This window comes from Frigoribacterium sp. PhB160, assembly GCF_003751785.1.
GTDB lineage: Bacteria > Actinomycetota > Actinomycetes > Actinomycetales > Microbacteriaceae > Frigoribacterium.
Genome location: NZ_RKIE01000001.1, coordinates 1152812 through 1170150 on the forward strand (window position 1 = coordinate 1152812; position 17339 = coordinate 1170150).

The 17339-nt window shown below is 72.9% G+C and carries 15 protein-coding genes; 7 read left to right on the plus strand and 8 right to left on the minus strand.

The features are described 5' to 3' along the window. The 3 genes from chvE (at position 1) to mmsB (ending at position 3951) form a co-directional block, all read left to right on the plus strand. Positions 1–1128, plus strand: coding sequence for a multiple monosaccharide ABC transporter substrate-binding protein (chvE, locus tag EDF38_RS05420; RefSeq protein ID WP_123354320.1), 1128 nt, complete (start codon positions 1–3; stop codon positions 1126–1128). A 70-nt stretch (positions 1129–1198) separates the two neighbouring features. Next, positions 1199–2746, plus strand: coding sequence for a multiple monosaccharide ABC transporter ATP-binding protein (mmsA, locus tag EDF38_RS05425; RefSeq protein ID WP_123354321.1), 1548 nt, complete (start codon positions 1199–1201; stop codon positions 2744–2746). Between the two features lie 50 nt (positions 2747–2796). Further along, a complete protein-coding gene (mmsB, locus tag EDF38_RS05430) occupies positions 2797–3951 on the plus strand; it encodes a multiple monosaccharide ABC transporter permease (RefSeq protein WP_123354322.1) in 1155 nt (384 codons plus the stop codon). 89 nt (positions 3952–4040) lie between these two features. Here mmsB and EDF38_RS05435 read toward each other — a convergent pair whose 3' ends face one another. The 3 genes from EDF38_RS05435 to EDF38_RS05445 all read right to left on the minus strand — a co-directional run bounded on the left by EDF38_RS05435 (position 4041) and on the right by EDF38_RS05445 (position 6573). After that, on the minus strand, positions 4041–4721 hold the full coding sequence (locus tag EDF38_RS05435; RefSeq protein WP_233572352.1) for an amino acid ABC transporter ATP-binding protein: 681 nt from the start codon (positions 4719–4721) through the stop codon (positions 4041–4043). Between the two features lie 119 nt (positions 4722–4840). After that, positions 4841–5677: an amino acid ABC transporter permease gene (locus tag EDF38_RS05440; RefSeq protein WP_123354324.1), complete on the minus strand. Its 837-nt coding sequence runs from the start codon at positions 5675–5677 to the stop codon at positions 4841–4843. Positions 5678–5736: 59 nt separating this feature from the next. Next, the gene (locus tag EDF38_RS05445; RefSeq protein WP_123354325.1) at positions 5737–6573 is read right to left on the minus strand and encodes an ABC transporter substrate-binding protein; all 837 of its coding nucleotides are present in this window, start codon (positions 6571–6573) and stop codon (positions 5737–5739) included. A 101-nt stretch (positions 6574–6674) separates the two neighbouring features. Here EDF38_RS05445 and EDF38_RS05450 point away from each other — a divergent pair, with 101 nt between their 5' ends. From EDF38_RS05450 to EDF38_RS05460, 3 genes are all read left to right on the plus strand, one after another. Next, positions 6675–8039: a glycosyltransferase 87 family protein gene (locus EDF38_RS05450; RefSeq protein ID WP_199734585.1), complete on the plus strand. Its 1365-nt coding sequence runs from the start codon at positions 6675–6677 to the stop codon at positions 8037–8039. Beyond that, a complete protein-coding gene (locus EDF38_RS05455) occupies positions 8036–8368 on the plus strand; it encodes a thiamine-binding protein (protein ID WP_123354326.1) in 333 nt (110 codons plus the stop codon). Before EDF38_RS05450 ends, EDF38_RS05455 begins: the two co-directional genes overlap by 4 nt. Before the next feature lie 189 nt (positions 8369–8557). Further along, the gene (locus EDF38_RS05460; RefSeq protein ID WP_199734587.1) at positions 8558–9847 is read left to right on the plus strand and encodes an MFS transporter; all 1290 of its coding nucleotides are present in this window, start codon (positions 8558–8560) and stop codon (positions 9845–9847) included. 136 nt (positions 9848–9983) lie between these two features. Here the strand turns inward: EDF38_RS05460 and EDF38_RS05465 are convergent, their stop codons facing one another. The 5 genes from EDF38_RS05465 to EDF38_RS05485 all read right to left on the minus strand — a co-directional run bounded on the left by EDF38_RS05465 (position 9984) and on the right by EDF38_RS05485 (position 15883). After that, on the minus strand, positions 9984–10655 hold the full coding sequence (locus tag EDF38_RS05465) for a response regulator transcription factor (protein WP_123354327.1): 672 nt from the start codon (positions 10653–10655) through the stop codon (positions 9984–9986). Positions 10656–10715: 60 nt separating this feature from the next. Beyond that, a complete protein-coding gene (locus tag EDF38_RS05470) occupies positions 10716–11975 on the minus strand; it encodes a hypothetical protein (protein ID WP_123354328.1) in 1260 nt (419 codons plus the stop codon). Next, complete coding sequence (locus EDF38_RS05475) at positions 11972–13129, minus strand: sensor histidine kinase (RefSeq protein ID WP_123354329.1); 1158 nt, start codon at positions 13127–13129, stop codon at positions 11972–11974. The genes EDF38_RS05470 and EDF38_RS05475 overlap by 4 nt, the downstream gene beginning before the upstream one ends. A 115-nt stretch (positions 13130–13244) precedes the next feature. Then, positions 13245–14453 (minus strand): homoserine O-acetyltransferase, encoded by a 1209-nt coding sequence (locus EDF38_RS05480; RefSeq protein ID WP_123354330.1) that lies wholly within the window; start codon positions 14451–14453, stop codon positions 13245–13247. 101 nt (positions 14454–14554) lie between these two features. Beyond that, positions 14555–15883, minus strand: a complete 1329-nt coding sequence (locus EDF38_RS05485) for a bifunctional o-acetylhomoserine/o-acetylserine sulfhydrylase (RefSeq protein ID WP_123354331.1) — start codon at positions 15881–15883, stop codon at positions 14555–14557. Between the two features lie 249 nt (positions 15884–16132). Between EDF38_RS05485 and EDF38_RS05490 the strand changes: the two genes are divergently transcribed. After that, positions 16133–16909: an SDR family oxidoreductase gene (locus EDF38_RS05490; protein WP_123354332.1), complete on the plus strand. Its 777-nt coding sequence runs from the start codon at positions 16133–16135 to the stop codon at positions 16907–16909. Positions 16910–17339: the final 430 nt, after the last annotated feature.

A 17339-nucleotide genomic window follows, 5' to 3' on the forward strand; every position in this document is an offset into this window, starting at 1 on the left:
ATGACCACAGCACGAAAGATCTCCGTCGCGGCCCTGACGCTCGGCCTCGTCGCCGGCCTCGCGGCCTGCGCCCCGGCCGGCTCGTCCGGGGGCGGCTCCGACGGCGACGCCGCCGGCGCCGACTGCAACGTCGGCATCAGCATGCCCACGCGCAGCCTCGAACGCTGGATCAACGACGGCGAGGGGCTCAAGGAGAAGCTCGAGGGCGACGACTGCACCGTCGACCTCCAGTACGCCGACAACAAGACCGACCAGCAGATCAGCCAGATCCAGAACCAGGTGGCCGGAGGCGCGAAGATCCTCGTCGTCGCCGCCATCGACGGGCAGACCCTCGGCCCGGTGCTCGAGGACGCGGCGTCGCAGGACGTCACCGTCATCGCGTACGACCGTCTCATCAACGGCACGGAGGCGGTGGACTACTACGCGACGTTCGACAACTACAAGGTCGGCCAGCTGCAGGGCGAGTACATCGAGGAGCAGCTCGGCCTCGCCGACGGCGAGAAGGGCCCCTTCACCCTGGAGCCCTTCGCCGGCAGCCCCGACGACAACAACGCCGGCTTCTTCTTCGCCGGTGCGTGGGACGTCCTGCAGCCCTACGTCGAGAGCGGCGTGCTGACCGTGCCGAGCGGCAAGGCGCCGGCCGACGACGACGGCTGGAAGGCCATCGGCATCCTCGGCTGGGGCTCGGACGACGCCCAGGCCGAGATGGACAACCGGCTGCAGTCGTTCTACACGGGCGGCGACACGGTCGACGTCGTGCTCTCGCCGAACGACAGCCTCGCGCTCGGCATCGAGGCGAGCCTCGACGCGGCGGGCTACCAGGCGGGCACCGACTGGCCGATCATCACCGGCCAGGACGCCGACGTCGCGAACGTCAAGGCGATCCTCGCCGACCAGCAGTCGATGACGGTCTGGAAGGACACCCGCGAGCTCGGCACCCAGGTCGAGGCCATGATCACGGCCATCGTGGCGGGCGACGAGCCCGAGACCAACGACACCGACACGTACGACAACGGCGTCAAGGTCGTCCCGGCGTACCTGCTCGACCCGGTGGTCGTGACGAAGGACGACGTGCAGGGGACCCTCGTGGACTCCGGCTTCGTCGACGCCTCCGACGTCGGTCTCTGAGCCCACGACCCCGCGGCCGGCGGCGACCCTCGGGTCGCCGCCGGCTCCCCGACCCGGAACGGAGGACCACATGGACGACGTCATCCTGCAGATGACCGACATCGTCAAGGAGTTCAGCGGCGTCCGCGCCCTCGACGGCGTCTCGGTGAGCGTGCGCCGCGGCGAGGTGCACGCGATCTGCGGCGAGAACGGGGCCGGCAAGTCGACCCTGATGAAGGTGCTCTCGGGCGTCTACCCGCACGGCAGCTTCGGCGGCGTCATCGAGCTCGACGGCGAGCCCGTGCGCTACGCGTCGATCAACGACAGCGAGCGGGACGGCGTGGTGATCATCCACCAGGAGCTCGCGCTCAGCCCGTTCCTCTCGATCGCCGAGAACATCTTCCTCGGCAACGAGGTGCAGCGCGGCGGCGTCATCGACTGGAACCGCACCAACCTCGAGGCCGCGGCCCTGCTGCGGCGCGTGGGGCTGGCGGAGAGCCCGGTCACCAAGGTGCTCGAGCTCGGCGTCGGCAAGCAGCAGCTCGTCGAGATCGCCAAGGCGCTCTCGAAGGAGGTGACGCTGCTCATCCTCGACGAGCCCACCGCCGCGCTCAACGACGACGACTCGGCGCACCTGCTCGGGCTCATCGACCAGCTGCGCGAGCAAGGCATCACGTCGATCATCATCAGCCACAAGCTCGGCGAGATCCGCGCCATCGCCGACACGGTGACCGTCATCCGCGACGGCAAGACCATCGAGGCGTTCCCCGTCGACGACACCCCCGAGATCGAGACGCGCATCATCCGCGCCATGGTCGGGCGACCGCTCGACAGCCAGTTCCCGCCGCGGGTGCCCGACATCGGCGCCGAGAAGCTGCGCGTCGAGGACTGGACCGTGCACCACCCGGTCGACGCCGACCGCGTCGTCGTCGACCACGCCTCGTTCACGGTGCGGGCCGGCGAGATCGTCGGCTTCGCGGGCCTCATGGGCGCCGGGCGCACCGAGCTGGCCATGAGCATCTTCGGCCGGTCGTACGGCAGCGACATCTCGGGCCGGGTCTACAAGGACGGCGTCGAGATCCAGACCCGCACGGTCGGGGAGGCGATCCGCAACGGCATCGCCTACGTCACCGAGGACCGCAAGCGCTACGGACTCAACCTCATCGGCAGCATCACCGTCAACGTCACGGCCGCGGCGCTCGGCAAGCTCGCGCGGCTCGGCGTGATCGACCGCGCCCGCGAGTACGCCGTGGCGGAGGACTACCGCAAGCAGATGAACATCAAGACGTCGTCGGTCTCGTCCATCGTCGGCACCCTCTCGGGCGGCAACCAGCAGAAGGTCGTCCTCAGCAAGTGGATCTACTCGGGGCCCGACGTGCTCATCCTCGACGAGCCCACCCGGGGCATCGACGTCGGGGCGAAGTACGAGATCTACGGGATCATCGCCGAGATGGCGGCCCAGGGGAAGGCCGTCATCGTCATCTCGAGCGAGCTGCCCGAGCTGATCGGCCTGTCCGACCGCATCTACACCATCGCCGAGGGCCGCCTCACGGCCGAGCTCTCCCGCGCCGACGCCAGCCAGGAAGAGCTGATGCGCCACATGACCGCGACCAGGAACCTAGGAGCAGAAGCCTCGTGACCACCACCGCACCTCCTCGTCCGTCCGCCCCGCCGCCGGCTCCCCAGCCGATGCCGGGCGCCAAGCGGCGGCTCCGCATCGACATGCGGCAGTACGGCATCCTCGCCGCGCTGCTCGTCATCGTGCTGCTGTTCCAGGTGCTGACCGAGGGGCGCCTGCTGTACCCGGGCAACGTCAGCAACCTCATCCAGCAGAACGCCTACGTGCTGATCCTCGCCATCGGCATGGTGATCGTCATCATCGCCGGCCACATCGACCTCTCGGTCGGCTCGGTCGTCGCGACCGTCGGTGCCGTGGCGGCGCTCGCGATGAACGACTGGGGCCTGCCGTGGGGCGCTGCCGTCGCGGTCTCGCTGCTCGTCGGCGCGCTGATCGGCGCGTGGCAGGGCTTCTGGGTGGCGTTCGTCGGCATCCCGGCCTTCATCGTCACCCTGGCCGGCATGCTCGTGTTCCGCGGGGTGGCCCTGGTGCTCCTCACGGGCGGCACGATCAGCGGGCTGCCGAGGGCCTTCAACGCCATCGGCTCGGGCACGCTGCCCACGACCGGTCAGCCCGACCTCTTCACCCTGGGCATCGGCGCCCTCGCCAGCGCGGGCCTCATCGCCCAGCAGCTGCGGGCGCGAGGCAACCTGCGGCGCCTCGAGCTGCCCCGGGAGCGCGCGGTGTCGTTCGTGGTCAAGATCGCGATCGCCGTCGCCGCGATCATGTACCTCTGCTACCTGCTGGCGTACAACCGCGGCACGCCGATCATCCTCGTCATCCTCGCGACGCTCGTGCTGCTCTATTCGTTCCTCCTCACCCGCACCGTCTTCGGTCGCCACGTCTACGCGATGGGCGGCAACCTCTTCGCAGCGATGATGTCGGGCGTCAAGACGAAGTGGGTCAACTTCGCCATCTTCGTCAACATGGGGCTGCTCGCCGGTCTCGCCGGCGTCGTCAGCACGGCCCGCGCCGGCAGCGCCGTCGCGTCGGCCGGCCAGAGCTTCGAGCTCGACGCCATCGCGGCCGTCTTCATCGGCGGCGCGGCGGTGCAGGGCGGCATCGGCACGGTCGTCGGCGCCGTCATCGGCGGCCTCGTCATGGGCGTGCTGAACCAGGGCCTGTCGATCCTCTCGGTCGACGCCGCCTGGCAGCAGGTCATCAAGGGCCTCGTGCTGCTGCTCGCCGTCGCGTTCGACGTCTACAGCAAGCGGCGCCGCCGCTGACGCGGGGGAGGGGGAACGGAGGGGCGTCGTCGGGGGACGGCGCCCCTCCGTCCGTCAGGTGACCCGAGGAGGGCGCGATGCTCGGGAGGTCAGCTCGAGAAGCGCGCCAGGAACTCGCGCGCGCGGTCGGTGCGCGGAGCGGTGAAGAGCTGGGCCGGCGGCCCCTGCTCGGCGACGCGCCCCGCGTCGAGGAAGACGACGCGGTCGGCCACGTCGCGGGCGAAGGCCATCTCGTGCGTCGCCATGAGGATGGTCGTGCCGACCTCCTTGAGGGTGCGCACGAGGTCGAGCACCTCGCCGACGAGCTCGGGGTCGAGCGCGCTCGTGATCTCGTCGAGCAGCAGCACCGCGGGACGGGGCGCGAGGGCGCGGGCGATGGCCACGCGCTGCTGCTGTCCGCCGGAGAGCCGGTCGGGGTAGGCGCCGGCCTTGTCGCCGAGGCCGACCCGGTCGAGCAGCTCGAGCGCCCGCGCCTCGGCCTCGGCCCGCGGTCGGCGGAGCACGTGCCGGCTGGCGAGTGCCACGTTGTCGAGCACCGTCAGGTGCGGGAAGAGGTTGAAGTGCTGGAAGACGACGCCGATGCGGGCCCGCACGGCGTCGACCCGCACGCGCGGGTCGGTGACGTCGAGGCCGTCGAGCACGATGCGGCCGTCGTCGACGGTCTCGAGCAGGTTCACCGTGCGCAGCAGCGTCGACTTCCCCGAGCCGCTCGCCCCGATGAGCGCGACGACCTCGTCGCGGGCCACGTCGAGGTCGACGCCGTCGAGCACCGTCGTGCTGCCGAACGCCTTGCGGACGCCCTCGAGGCGGAGGACGGGGGCGGTCTCGTCGACGGGCCCCGCGCCTCCGGCGGGGACGTCGCGTCGCGGGGTGCGGGGGGCGCGGGCGCTCACACGACGCTCCCCGCCTGCTCGCGACGACGGAGGCGCGCCGACAGCCAGTCGGTCAGCCACAGCGTCGGCAGGGCCAGCAGCACGAACAGCAGCCCGGCGAGCACGTAGGGCGTGAAGTTCGCGGCGCTGGCCGTCTCGATCTGAGCTGCCCGCACGGCGTCGACGGCGCCGAGCACCGAGATCAGCCCGACGTCCTTCTGCATCGAGACGAAGTCGTTCATGAGGGCGGGCGTCACCTTGCGGATCGCCTGCGGGAAGACGACGAGGCGGAGGGTCTTCGCGTGGCTGAGGCCGAGGGAGCGCGCCGCGAGCCGCTGCGACGGATGGACGGCGTCGATGCCGGCCCGCACCACCTCGGACACGTAGGCCGAGTAGGTGAGGACCAGGGCGATGGTGCCCCAGAACTCGGCCGGCAGCCGCGGGATGCCGAGGCCGAGCCCGGGCACGCCGAAGCCGACGAGGTAGAGGACGATGATGAGCGGCAGGCCGCGGAAGAGGTCGGTGTAGCCGCGCACGAGCGCCCGCACCGGGAAGAAGACCGGCCCGCGCAGGGTGCGCAGCGCCGAGAGCGCCGTGCTGACGACGGCGACCCCGAGGGCCGCGACGACGAGCACGCGCACGTTGAGCCAGAGGCCCTCGACGACGCGGGGCCAGGCGGTGACGAGGGACGGGCCGTCGAAGAAGCTGAACCGCACGCGCTGCCAGCCGGGGGTGCTCGTCACGGCCCACCAGGCGAGGGCCGCGAAGACGACCGTGCTGACGACGGCGATCGCCACCGAGCGTGCCGACTGCCGCCGGCGGAAGGCACGGCGGCCGAGCTCGAGGTCGCTCACCGGGGCGCCCGTCGGGTGGCCGCCGGCGGGGCCCGGGCCGGCGACGACGGGGGAGGCGGCTACGAGAGCTCCGGCAGGTCGTAGTCGGCGAGCCACTGCTGCTGCAGGTCGGCGAGGGTGCCGTCGGCCTGCAGGGCGTCGACCGCGGCCGTCACGTCGGCGGTGAGGTCGCTGCCGAGCGGCAGGACGATGCCGAGCTCGTCGCTGGCCCCGTCGCCGGCGGGCAGCTGCCCGAGCACGACGCCGCCGTCGACGAAGTAGGTGGCCGTGGGCACGTCGAGCACGATCGCGTCGACCTGGCCCGACTCGAGGGCGGCCTTGGCGTCGTCGTTCGAGTTGTAGGCCTGCACGCCGCCGTCGGGGTCGATGGCGGTCTCGGCGGCGGTGAAGCTCGTCGTCGCGCTCTGCGCGCCGATCGCGAGGCCCTTCAGGTCGGCGAGGTCGGCGGCGTCGGCCGCGGCGGTGCCGGGAAGGGTGACGACGGCCTGGCGGGTCTCGTAGTACGGCGACGAGAAGTCGACCGCCTTCGCCCGCTGCTCGGTGATCGAGAACTGCTGCAGGTCGAGGTCGTAGGTCTTCGGGCCCGGCGCGATGGCCTCGTCGAAGGTCGTGCGCACCCAGACGACGTCGTCGGCGTCGACGCCGAGCTGGTCGGCCACGGCGTAGGCGAGCGCCGCCTCGTAGCCCTCGCCCGAGGCGGGGTCGTCGCCCTCGACCCAGGGCGCGTAGGCCGGTTCGCCGGTGGCGACGGTGAGCTTGCCCTCGGTGACGCGGCCGACGCCGGCGGCGTCGCCCCCGTCGCCCGAGCCGCTGCCGGCGGAGCAGGCGGAGAGGAGGCCGACCGCGACGACGGCGGTCGCGACCAGGGTGGCACGGCGGAGGCGGGAGGAGCGCATGGGACGACAGTAGCGGCGGCGGCCGACGCCGGGCGCCCCGGCGACGCCGCGTGACGCGGAGGGGCCAGGCCGGCCGCGTGCGGGACGGCTACCCTGTGCGGATGACCCGCGCCGCGCCTCCCTCGCCCGGGGTCGCCCCGACCCTCGTCGGCGTCGCCTCGCGGGCGGCGGCGCACCCGGCGGTGATGTGGTCGGCGTTCGTCCTCGTGCACCTCTGGCTGGGCCGGGCGAACTTCGTGGGGCCGAGCCAGCCGATGGGCGACGTCGTCAGCGTCTACCGCACCTGGATGCAGCAGGGCGTCGGCGGCGGCGACTGGGTGGGCGTCGACCGGCCGTGGGTGTACCCCCTGCTCGCGGCGGTGCCGATGCTCCTCGCGCGCGTCGGCGGCGCCGACCACTACGGCACGGCCTGGCTCACGATCGTGCTCCTGCTGAACGCCGGGGCGCTGGCCGTGCTGACCGGCTGGGGCCGCCGGAACGTCGCGGCCGGGTGGTGGTGGATCGCCTTCCTCGCCGTGCTCGGGCCCATCGCCCTCGGCCGCATCGACGCGGTCACGGTGCCCTTCGCACTCGTCGGGCTGCTGCTGCTCGGGGCGCGGCCCCTGCTCGCCTCCGCCCTGCTCACGATCGGCGCCTGGATCAAGGTGTGGCCGGCGGCCCTCGTCGTCGCGGCCGTCGTCGCCCTCCGTGGGCGGTCGCGCCGCACGGTCGTCTCCGCCGCCGCCGTGACGACCGCCGCCGTCGTCGCGATCTCGCTCGTGCTCGGCAGCGGGCTGAACGTCGTCGGCTTCGTCGGCCAGCAGGCGGGGCGCGGCCTGCAGGTCGAGTCGCCCGCGGCGACGCCGTGGCTCTGGCGCGCCGCGTCGGGCGTCGTCGGCACCTACGTCTACTACGACCGGCAGATCCTCACCTACCAGGTCGAGGGCGACGGCGTCGGCTTCGCCGCCCGGGCGACGACCGTCGTCATGGCCCTCGTCGTCGCGCTCGTGCTGCTGCTGGGGCTGCGGGCGGTGCGTCTCGGGGCGTCGGCCACGCGCCTCCTCGCGCCCCTGTCGCTCGCCTTCGTCATCGCGCTCGTCGTCACCAACAAGGTGGGGTCGCCCCAGTTCGTCTCGTGGCTCGCCGCCCCGGTGGTACTCGGCCTCGTGCTGTCCCGACGCGGCGGCCCGTCGTTCGTCGTACCGGCCCTGGTCGCCCTCGTCGTCGCGGGGCTGACCCAGGTGGTCTACCCGTGGCGGTACGACGACCTGCTCGCGGCCGACCCGGGCATGGTCGCGCTCATCACCGTGCGGAACGGCGCGGAGGTCGTGCTGCTCGGCGTCGCACTCGTGCAGCTCTGGCGGGTCGGGAGCTCCGCGGGGCGCGGGGCCGACCGGGCCCCGCAGCGGCGAGACGGTCGCGACCGCGGTCGACGTCGCGGAGACCAGGTGCGCGGCGACCGGTCCGCTGCGATCATGGACGCATGATCGTCGCCTTCTCCGTCGCGCCCAGCGGCGACGCCCCCGCCGGCAGCCTCGACCCCGACGCCCGGGGCGACTCGGTCCACGACGCGGTGGCCGCGGCCGTCGCCGTCGTGCGCGCGTCGGGCCTGCCGAACCGCACGTCGTCGATGTTCACCGAGGTCGAGGGCGAGTGGGACGAGGTCATGGACGTCGTCAAGCGCGCGACGGAGGCGGTGGGCGCGTTCGGCAGCCGCGTCTCGCTCGTGCTCAAGGCCGACATCCGCCCCGGACGCACCGGCGAGCTGACCGGAAAGGTCGAGCGGCTCGAGCGGGCCCTCGACGCGCGCGACTGACCGCTCGTCGTGCCCGGGTCGGGGCTGTCGCCCCGGCCGCACGCCCCGTACACTCGACGTCAGGTGTCGTCACGCCGCGGTCTCGAATCGATTCGAGCCGCGCCGGTCAGACGCCCTGATCCCTGCACCGCCCCGCTCGACGGAGAGCCCGGCACCGCCCCTCTCCTCGACCCGCGAAGGCAGCCGCCCGTGATCACCCTCTCTCCCCGCCGCCGCACCGCGGCGCTCATCGCCCTCGCGCTCGGCGGCTTCGGCATCGGCTCGACCGAGTTCGTCGCGATGGGCCTGCTGCCGAACATCGCGAGCGACCTGCTGCCGGGCCTGTACTCGGCGTCGACCGAGGAGGGGATCGCGCGCGCCGGCTGGCTCGTCAGCGCGTACGCCCTCGGCGTCGTCGTCGGCGCCCCGACCATCGCCGCCATGTCGTCGCACCTGCCGAAGAAGAAGCTGTTGATGGGCCTGCTCGCGCTCTTCGTCGTCGGCACCGTGCTCTCGGCCGTGCTGCCCTCGTTCGGCTGGGTGCTCGCCGCCCGCTTCTTCGCGGGCCTGCCGCACGGGGCCTACTTCGGCATCGCGTCGATCGTCGCGGCCACGATCATGGGCCCGGGCAACCGCGGCAAGGGCGTCGCGCTCGTGCTCAGCGGGCTCACCATCGCCAACGTCGTCGGCGTGCCGACCATCACCTGGCTCGGCCAGACGCAGGGCTGGCGCGTCGCCTACCTCGCGGTCGCCGCGATCTTCGCCCTGACCTTCGTCGCGGTCGGCCTCGCCGTCCCGAGGCTCGAGGGCGACTCGTCGGCCTCGATGCGCCGCGAGCTGCGGGCCTTCCGCCAGCCGCAGGTCTGGCTCGTCATGGGCATCGGCGCGATCGGCTTCGGCGGCTTCTTCGCCGTCTACAGCTACATCGCCAACGCCGTCACCGAGGGCGCGGGCCAGTCCGAGGGCGTCGTGCCCTGGGTGCTCGTCACGGTCGGCGTCGGCATGACGATCGGCAACGTGCTCGGCGGTTGGCTGGCCGACCGCGACCTCAAGCTCGCCTTGTTCTTCGGCTTCGGCGGCCTCATCGTCGCCCTGAGCGCCTACGCCCTCACCGTCGACAGCATCGTCGGCATCTTCGCCTGCACCTTCCTCGTCGGGCTGGTCGGCTCGGCGATCGGCCCGTCGGTGCAGTCGCGCCTCATGGAGGTCGCCGGTGAGAGCCAGGTCATCGGCGCCGCCCTCAACCACTCGGCGATGAACCTCGGCAACAGCGCCGGCGCCTACCTCGGCGGCGCCGTCATCGCGGCGGGCTTCGGCTTCGCGGCGCCCGGGTGGGTCGGCGTCGTGCTGGCCGTCGCCGGCGTCGTCCTCACGATCGTGAGCTTCGCCCTCCAGCGCAGCGGCGACCGGCGCCAGGCCGAGGCCTGCGCCGCCGCCGAGGACGCCGACCGCAAGGAGGACACCGACACGGGGTCGCTCTTCGTCGTCGCCGGGCGCTGACGCCGCGCGGCGACGCGGGGGAGCGCGGGAGGCGCGGGGTGCGCCCGGCGCCCACCGCGCCTCCCGCGGTCCGCTCCCGTCACGCACGACGGCCCGGCCCCCTCGCGGGTGCCGGGCCGTCGTGCGTCGCTCGGGGCTAGAAGCTCGTCTGCGTCGGGGTGTCGATGAGGATGCCGTCCTGCAGGGCGCGCTTGCGGAGGGCGACCTTGGTGCCGACGTCGAAGCCCGCGACGCGGTATTTCTCGCGGATGCGCTTGAGGTAGCTCTTCGCGGTCTCTTCGCTGATGCCGAGCTGGTAGGCGACGGCCTTGACGGGCTCGCCGCCGCCGTACAGCGCCATGACGCGACGTTCTTGCGCGGACAGCTTCGGGACGCCGCCGATCTCGGCCGCGTTGAGCGCGAGGTCGAGCTCGGCCGAGATGTACGACTCGCCGCCGGCGGCCGCGCGGATCGCCTCGACGATCATCTCGGCGTCCTCGCTCTTGACGAGGTAGCCGAGGGCGCCCGCGGCCAGGGCCTCGCGGACGACGTTGGGCTCGGAGTAGGTGCTCATGAGCACGGTCTTGACGCCCGTGGTCTTCAGGGTGTTGATCTTCAGCGAGATCGGGATGTTGTCCTTCAGGTCGAGGTCGAGCAGCACGACGTCGACCGGGAACTCCGGGTGGGTGAGCAGCTCGGGCCAGGAGGCGACCGCCGCGACCATCGAGATGTCGCTCGCCGCGCCTCGGATCCACTCGCTCAGCGCTCCGAGGAGCATCTTGTGGTCGTCTACCAGGGCCAGGCGGATGCGATCGTCGGGGTTCGTCACGGGATCCTTCTTTCAGTGGACGTGATGTTCATGCTAGACGCCGACCGACGGCCGTGATGCTCACGACTCGGCCGGGTTGTCGACGATGCAGTGCAGGTGCACCTTGACGCTCTGCTCGTGCGTCGACGCCGTGTACTCGCCGACGCGCTCGAGGGCGTTCCAGGTGGCCGGGGTGACCCGGTTGCGGCGGATGCCGGTGGTCGAGACGACCACCGGCACGTCGACGCTGCGGCCCGCGAGCGAGGTGATCGAGCCCGTGACCGCCGTGACCGGGCCGAGGGTGAGGGTGATCGAGGTGCCCGGCGTGCGGCTCTTGGAGTCGCCGAGCAGCAGCCAGACCGCCTGCAGCAGGCCGTCGCGCTGCGGGGGCGAGAGCAGGCCGGCCAGTGACGACGGGTCGACCAGGGTCACCGAGCGGCCGAGGTACTCCGACTCGGTCACGGCGTGGTGCAGCCAGGTCTCGCGGCGGCCCTCGATGAGGTGGAGGCGCAGCTCGGTCGCGAGGGACGCCGCCTGCGACGCGACCTTGGGCGCGAGGGGCAGCGGCACGTCGCCGCCCGCGACGCCGTCGAGCAGCTTCTCGGCCGCGAGGTCGAGGCGGGCCAGCTCATCGCTCGCGAGCATGCCGACGGCGAACCGGGGCTGCGTCACGTTGCTCTGGACGAGCACGCGGTCGAGCTCGACCTGCACCATGCGGCGGAAGCGTTGCAGCACCGAGGTCGCGACGACGCCCGGCAGGACGGCCAGCGCGACGACGCTCGCCTGCTGGGGGACCGTCGCGGAGGTCAGCGGCGTCGACGCGACGACCATCGCCACGAAGGCCACCAGGAGCAGCGAGGAGGCGACGACCAGCTCACGGGCCGGGCGCAGGGTCACGATCGGCAGCAGGCCGAACCCCGCGGCGACGCTGGCGGTCGCGTAGGCGCCCACGTCGTGGAGCGGCCAGATCGCGATGAAGTCGAGCGCCACGACCAGGGCGAGCACGACGCCGATGGCCGCGAAGACGCGCCCGGTGAGGCGCTCGCCCCGGATCGTCACGAGGGCGGCCGTGCCGACGAAGGCCGCGACGTAGAGCAGCCAGGCGAGCAGGGCCGGCACCACCGACGGGTAGTCGGAGATGTGGCTGAGGAAGAAGATGAGCCCGTACGCGGCCTGCAGCCCGGCGATGACCGCCGCGCCGAAGCCGAGGTAGCCCGTGCCGAGCGTGGCGCCGGCGGCGCGCGCCTGGCGGAGCGACCGTGCCCCGGTGGAGCCGATCGGCAGGCCCCGGGCCGCCCGGCGGCCGCGGACGACGCCGAGGGTGTTCTCGTCGATGCTCACCGGGGCGCCTCCAGGACGACGGTCGTGCCCGCGCCGGGCGAGGAGAAGAGGCGGGCGCTGCCGCCCACCTCGCGGAGGCGGCCGACGACCGACTCCTTGAAGCCGAGCCGCTCCTCCGACACCCCCGTGAGGTCGAAGCCGACGCCGGCGTCGGTCACCATCGCGCGGACCATGTCGTCGTCGTGGATGATCGTCACGTGCGCCTCGGTCACGCCGGCGTGCCGCCGGACGTTCTCGAGGCACTCGGCGAGGGCGAGCAGGAAGGCGTCGAGGACGTGCGTCGGCAGCAGGACCTGCCCCGTGCCGTGCCAGCTCACCTCGAGGCCCATGCGGCCGAAGCGCTGCTTGACGGACTCGAGGGTCTGCCCGAGCGGGGACTCCTCGACCGTCTCGAGCGAGTAGTCGCCGGAGGCCTGCGGCTGCGGGGTGCCGCCGAGGCGGAGGTGCCGCAGCAGTCGCGCGTCCTCGGCGGCCTGCGCCTGCAGGGCCTGGGGCGTCACGCCGAAGCCCGAGTGGGCGAGGAGCGTGAGCGTCGCGAGCACGGTGTCGTGCAGGAGCCGGGCGCCCTGGCGTCGCTGGGCCTCGGTCTCGCTCGCCTGGCGCTCGGCGCGGTGGGCGTTGCCGATGCTGTAGATGCGGCGGGCGGCGAGGGGCACGCTGCGCCCCAGCCACACGCCGGTGAGGAACACGAGCACCCAGCCGAGCGCGGTCGCGGCGACGGGGAAGGTGAAGAACGAGCCGCTCGCGATCGAGACGAGCACGACGGCCACGACGAACGCCACCGCGGCCGTGACGATCCGCAGCCGGCTCGAGGTGAGGACGATGGTGAAGGCGGCGGTGGCCCCGCCGGCGAGGGGGATGACGGCGGTGGCGAGCGAGGGGCTCGTCGGGCCGTCGGCCGGCAGCAGCGCCACGACCGTGGCGGTCATGCCCGTCGCGAGGCCGACCAGCACCCAGACGCGCGAGCCGGTGCGGCCGACGAGCACGAGCGCGACGATCTGGAGCAGCACGAGGGGGACGACCCCGAGCAGGTGCGTCGGCTGCGTGACGCCCGGGTACACGAGCGCGAGCAGGGAGACCGACGCGCACGCGATGCCGAGGGTGCGCGCCGTGCTGCTCAGCAGGCGGTCGCGCTCCTGGGCGAAGATGTCCATGGTGATCCAAGGTGGGCGACGGGTGTCGAACCGTCGTGCCGGGTGGCAGCGACTTCACCATGATTTCACACCGCGCCCCGATGTGGGGGTACTAGGGGGGACGACGCGCCGGACGTCAGGTGTCGAGCAGGCGCCTGAGGTGACCGCCGACCGCGTCGTCCTCGATGAGGAAGCCGTCGTGGCCGTACTCGCTCGCGATCACCGCCGCCTCGCCGTCGTCGATGCCGTTCGGCACGAGGCGCGCGATGGCCCGCTGGTCGGGCACCGGGAAGAGCCGGTCGCTGTCGATGCCGAGCACGAGGGTGCGGGCGGTGACCCTCGCCAGGGCGCTCTCGACGCCGCCCCGGTCGCGGCCGACGTCGTGCGAGTTCATCGCCCCGAGCAGGGTCACGTAGCTGCCGGCGTCGAAGCGTCGCGTGAACTTGTTGCCGTGGAAGTCGAGGTAGCTCTCGACCTGGAAGCGGCCCGGGCCGCCGAGCGGCGAGATGTCGCTCTGCCACCGTCGGCCGAAGCGGGCGTTCAGCTCGTCGGGCGAGCGGTAGTTGAGCAGCGCCATGCGCCGGGCGAGGGCCAGCCCCCGGTACGGGCCGTCGCCGTCGGGCGCGTCGTAGAAGTCGCCGTCGTGCCAGGCCGAGTCCATGCGGATCGCCTCGGTCTGCACCGTGTTGAGGGCGATCTGGTCGGCGCTCGCGAGCGGGGGTGCCGCGATGACGGCCAGCCGCTCGACGCGTTCGGGGTGGGTGACGCCCCACTCGAGCGCGTGCATGCCGCCCATCGACCCGCCGACGACCGCCGCCCAGCGGTCGACGCCGAGGTGGTCGGAGAACGCCGCCTGGGCCGCGACCTGGTCCCGGACGGTCAGGTGCGGGAAGCGCGAGCCCCACTCGACGGCGCCCGGCCCGAACGACGAGGGCCCGGTGCTGCCCTGGCAGCCGCCGAGCATGTTCGGCGCGACGACGAACCAGCGGTCGGTGTCGATCGCGAGGCCGGGGCCGACGACGCCGTTCCACCAGCCGGCCGTCGGGTGCCCGGGCGTCGCCCGGCCCACGACGTGGCTGTCGCCGGTCAGGGCGTGCAGCAGCAGGACGGCGTTGCCGCCGTCGGCGTCGAGCTCGCCCCAGGTCTCGTAGGCGACCCGCACGCGGGGGAGCACCGCCCCGCTCTCGAGCCCGAGCTCGTCGAGCGTCGCGAAGAGGCGGTCGCCGGGGTCGTCGCCGTCGCGCCAGGCGCCCGTGACCGGCGGCCGCCCGAGCATCGCGAGCCGGTTGCGCTCCGAGACGACGCTCGACGGGACGGTGTCCTCGGGTGTGCTCTGCCAGTCCATGTGCTCCCATCCTGGCGCGGACGAGGAGGCGCGGCTCCTCTGTTACGCGGCCCGAGCCTCCCCGTGTGGTCCTGTCCCGCGCCCCGGGGCGCGGGCCTGCCTCACGAGCTGCGGAGCGCCTCCTGCGAGACCGCCCGCGCGGCCGCGAAGCCGGCGTCGAGGTCGGCCTTCAGGTCGTCGACGTTCTCGAGCCCGACCGAGAGCCGGACGAGGCCGGGGGTGACGCCCGTGGTCAGCTGCTGCTCGGGGGTGAGCTGCGAGTGCGTCGTCGACGCCGGGTGGATGACGAGGCTCCGCACGTCGCCGATGTTCGCGAGGTGGCTGAACAGCTGCAGCGAGTCGACGAGGGCCCGACCGGCGTCGACGCCGCCCTTGAGCTCGAACGAGAGCACGGCGCCGACGCCGCGGGGCGCGTACTTGTTCGCGGCGGCGTACCACGGGCTCGTCGGCAGGCCGGCGTACCAGACGGCGGCGACGTCGTCGCGGGCGTCGAGCCACTCCGCGATCTCCTGCGCGTTCTGCACGTGGCGCTCGATGCGGAGGCTCAGCGTCTCGATGCCCTGGATGAGCGAGAAGGCGGTGTCGGCGCCGTTCGACGCCCCGAGGTCGCGCAGCAGCTGCACGCGCGCCTTGATGATGTACGCCAGGGGGTCGCCGACCGCCTGCGTGTAGACGGCCCCGTGGTACGAGGGGTCGGGCTGCGTGAGGCCGGGGAAGCGGTCGGCGTTCTCGCTCCACGCGAAGCGGCCGCCGTCGACGATGAAGCCGCCGATGACCGTGCCGTGCCCGCCGAGGAACTTCGTCGCCGAGTGCACGACGATGTCGGCGCCGTGCTCGAGGGGGCGGATCAGGTAGGGGGTGGCGATGGTGTTGTCGACGATGAGCGGCACGCCGGCCGCGTGGGCCTGCTCGGCGACGAGCTCGATGTCGAGGATGTTGATCTTCGGGTTGCCGACGGTCTCGGCGAAGAACAGCTTCGTGTTCGGCCGCACCGCGCGGCGCCACTCGTCGGCGTCGTCCTGGTTCTCGACGAAGGTGGTCTCGATGCCGAGCTTCGCCAGCGTGTACTTGAAGAGGTTGTAGGTGCCGCCGTAGATCGACGACGACGAGACGATGTGGTCGCCCGCCTCGGCGACGTTGAGCACGGCGAAGGTCGACGCCGCCTGGCCCGAGGCCACGAGCAGGGCGCCGGTGCCCCCCTCGAGCGCGGCGATGCGCTGCTCCACGACGTCGTGGGTGGGGTTCATGATGCGCGAGTAGATGTTGCCGTTCTCGGCGAGGGCGAAGAGGTCCTGGGCGTGCTGCGAGTCGCGGAAGACGTACGAGGTCGTCTTGTAGATGGGTGTGGCCCGGGCGTGCGTGGTCGGGTCGGGTCGTGCCCCGGCGTGGATCTGCTGGGTCTCGAACTTCCAGTCGGGCTGTTCGCTCACGGTCGTCTCCTGCGTCGCTCGGTCGTGCTCGGGTCGGGGCGGCGGCGCCCGGTGCGGGCCCTGCCGGGGGCCACGCTACGGAGCGGGTCGTCCGGCGGCAACGGAGGCGGACTCGCGGCGTAACGCTCCGCGCCCGCCCGGGCCGCGCGACGCCCGCGTCCGGGCCCGGCACCGGGCCCCGCACCGTCGCGGTAGCGTCGACGGGTCGCCGGCGCCGCCGCGACGAGGACGACATCGAGGGAGTGCAGCATGGTGGGACGCGTCGTGGTGACGGGGGCGAGCTCGGGCATCGGGGCCGCGACGGTGCGGCTGTTCCGCGACCGGGGCTGGGACGTCGTCGCGGTCGCGCGGCGCGAGGACCGCCTCCGCGAGCTCGCCGCCCGGACCGGGGCGACCTGGTTCCGCGCCGACGTGACGAGCGACGGCGACGTGGCCGCCTTGCGTGCCCACGTCGAGTCGACGGGCGGCCTGCACGCGCTGGTGAACAACGCGGGCGGCGCGTTCGGGCTCGACACGGTCGAGGCCGGGTCGGTCGACGACTGGCAGCGCATGTTCGACGTCAACGTGCTGGGCACGAAGCGCGTCACGGCGGCGCTCCTGCCGTCGCTGCGCGAGGGAGCCGAGGAGGCGGGCATCGCCGACGTCGTGACGGTCACCTCCATCGCGGGCCACGTCGCGTACGAGAACGGCGGCGGCTACGTCGCGGCGAAGTCCGCCGAGCACGCCCTCGTGGCCGTGCTGCGGCTGGAGCTGGCCGGCGAGCCGATCCGGGTCGTGGAGATCGCGCCCGGGATGGTGCGGACGGACGAGTTCTCGCTGGTCCGCTTCGGCGGCGACCAGGAGCGGGCCGACGCGGTCTACGCGGACGTCGACGGCCCCCTCGTCGCCGAGGACGTCGCGGAGTCGATCGTCCACGCCGTCGGGCTGCCGCGCCACGTCAACCTCGACCTCGTGACGGTCAAGCCCGTGGCGCAGGCCGCGACCTACAAGGTGGCGCGCGGGCCGCTCACCGTGCGGCGCGGCTGAGGGCCGCTCGCGGCCACGGTCGCCCCGACCCACCCGACGACCCCCGAGGCCCCCGCCCGGGGGTCGTCCGGGTTAAGCGGCGGGTGATTCCCGGTCGCCCGTCCTCCTCGTCCGACGGCCCCAGTCCGGGGGGCACGCGACCCCCACGCGGGGGTCGGTGTAACGCAGATGAGGAATTTTCGACCCCCCGACGGGGGTCAGGGTGCGAGGTCGTGTCCCCCCTTCTGCCGACTGACGGGCGTCATCAGATGACAGCCACTCAGCTTCGATCGGGGGACAGGCTCCCGGCCTGCACTCAGCGACGGCCGCGGTCGGTAACGGGTCGATAACGCTTGCACTCGCGCGGCGGACAGAGGGCGCAGTCCGTGCCACGGCGGTAGTGCTCGTGGGCCTCCGGCCCGTGTCCGCACACGCATCGGGGCTGGTCGTC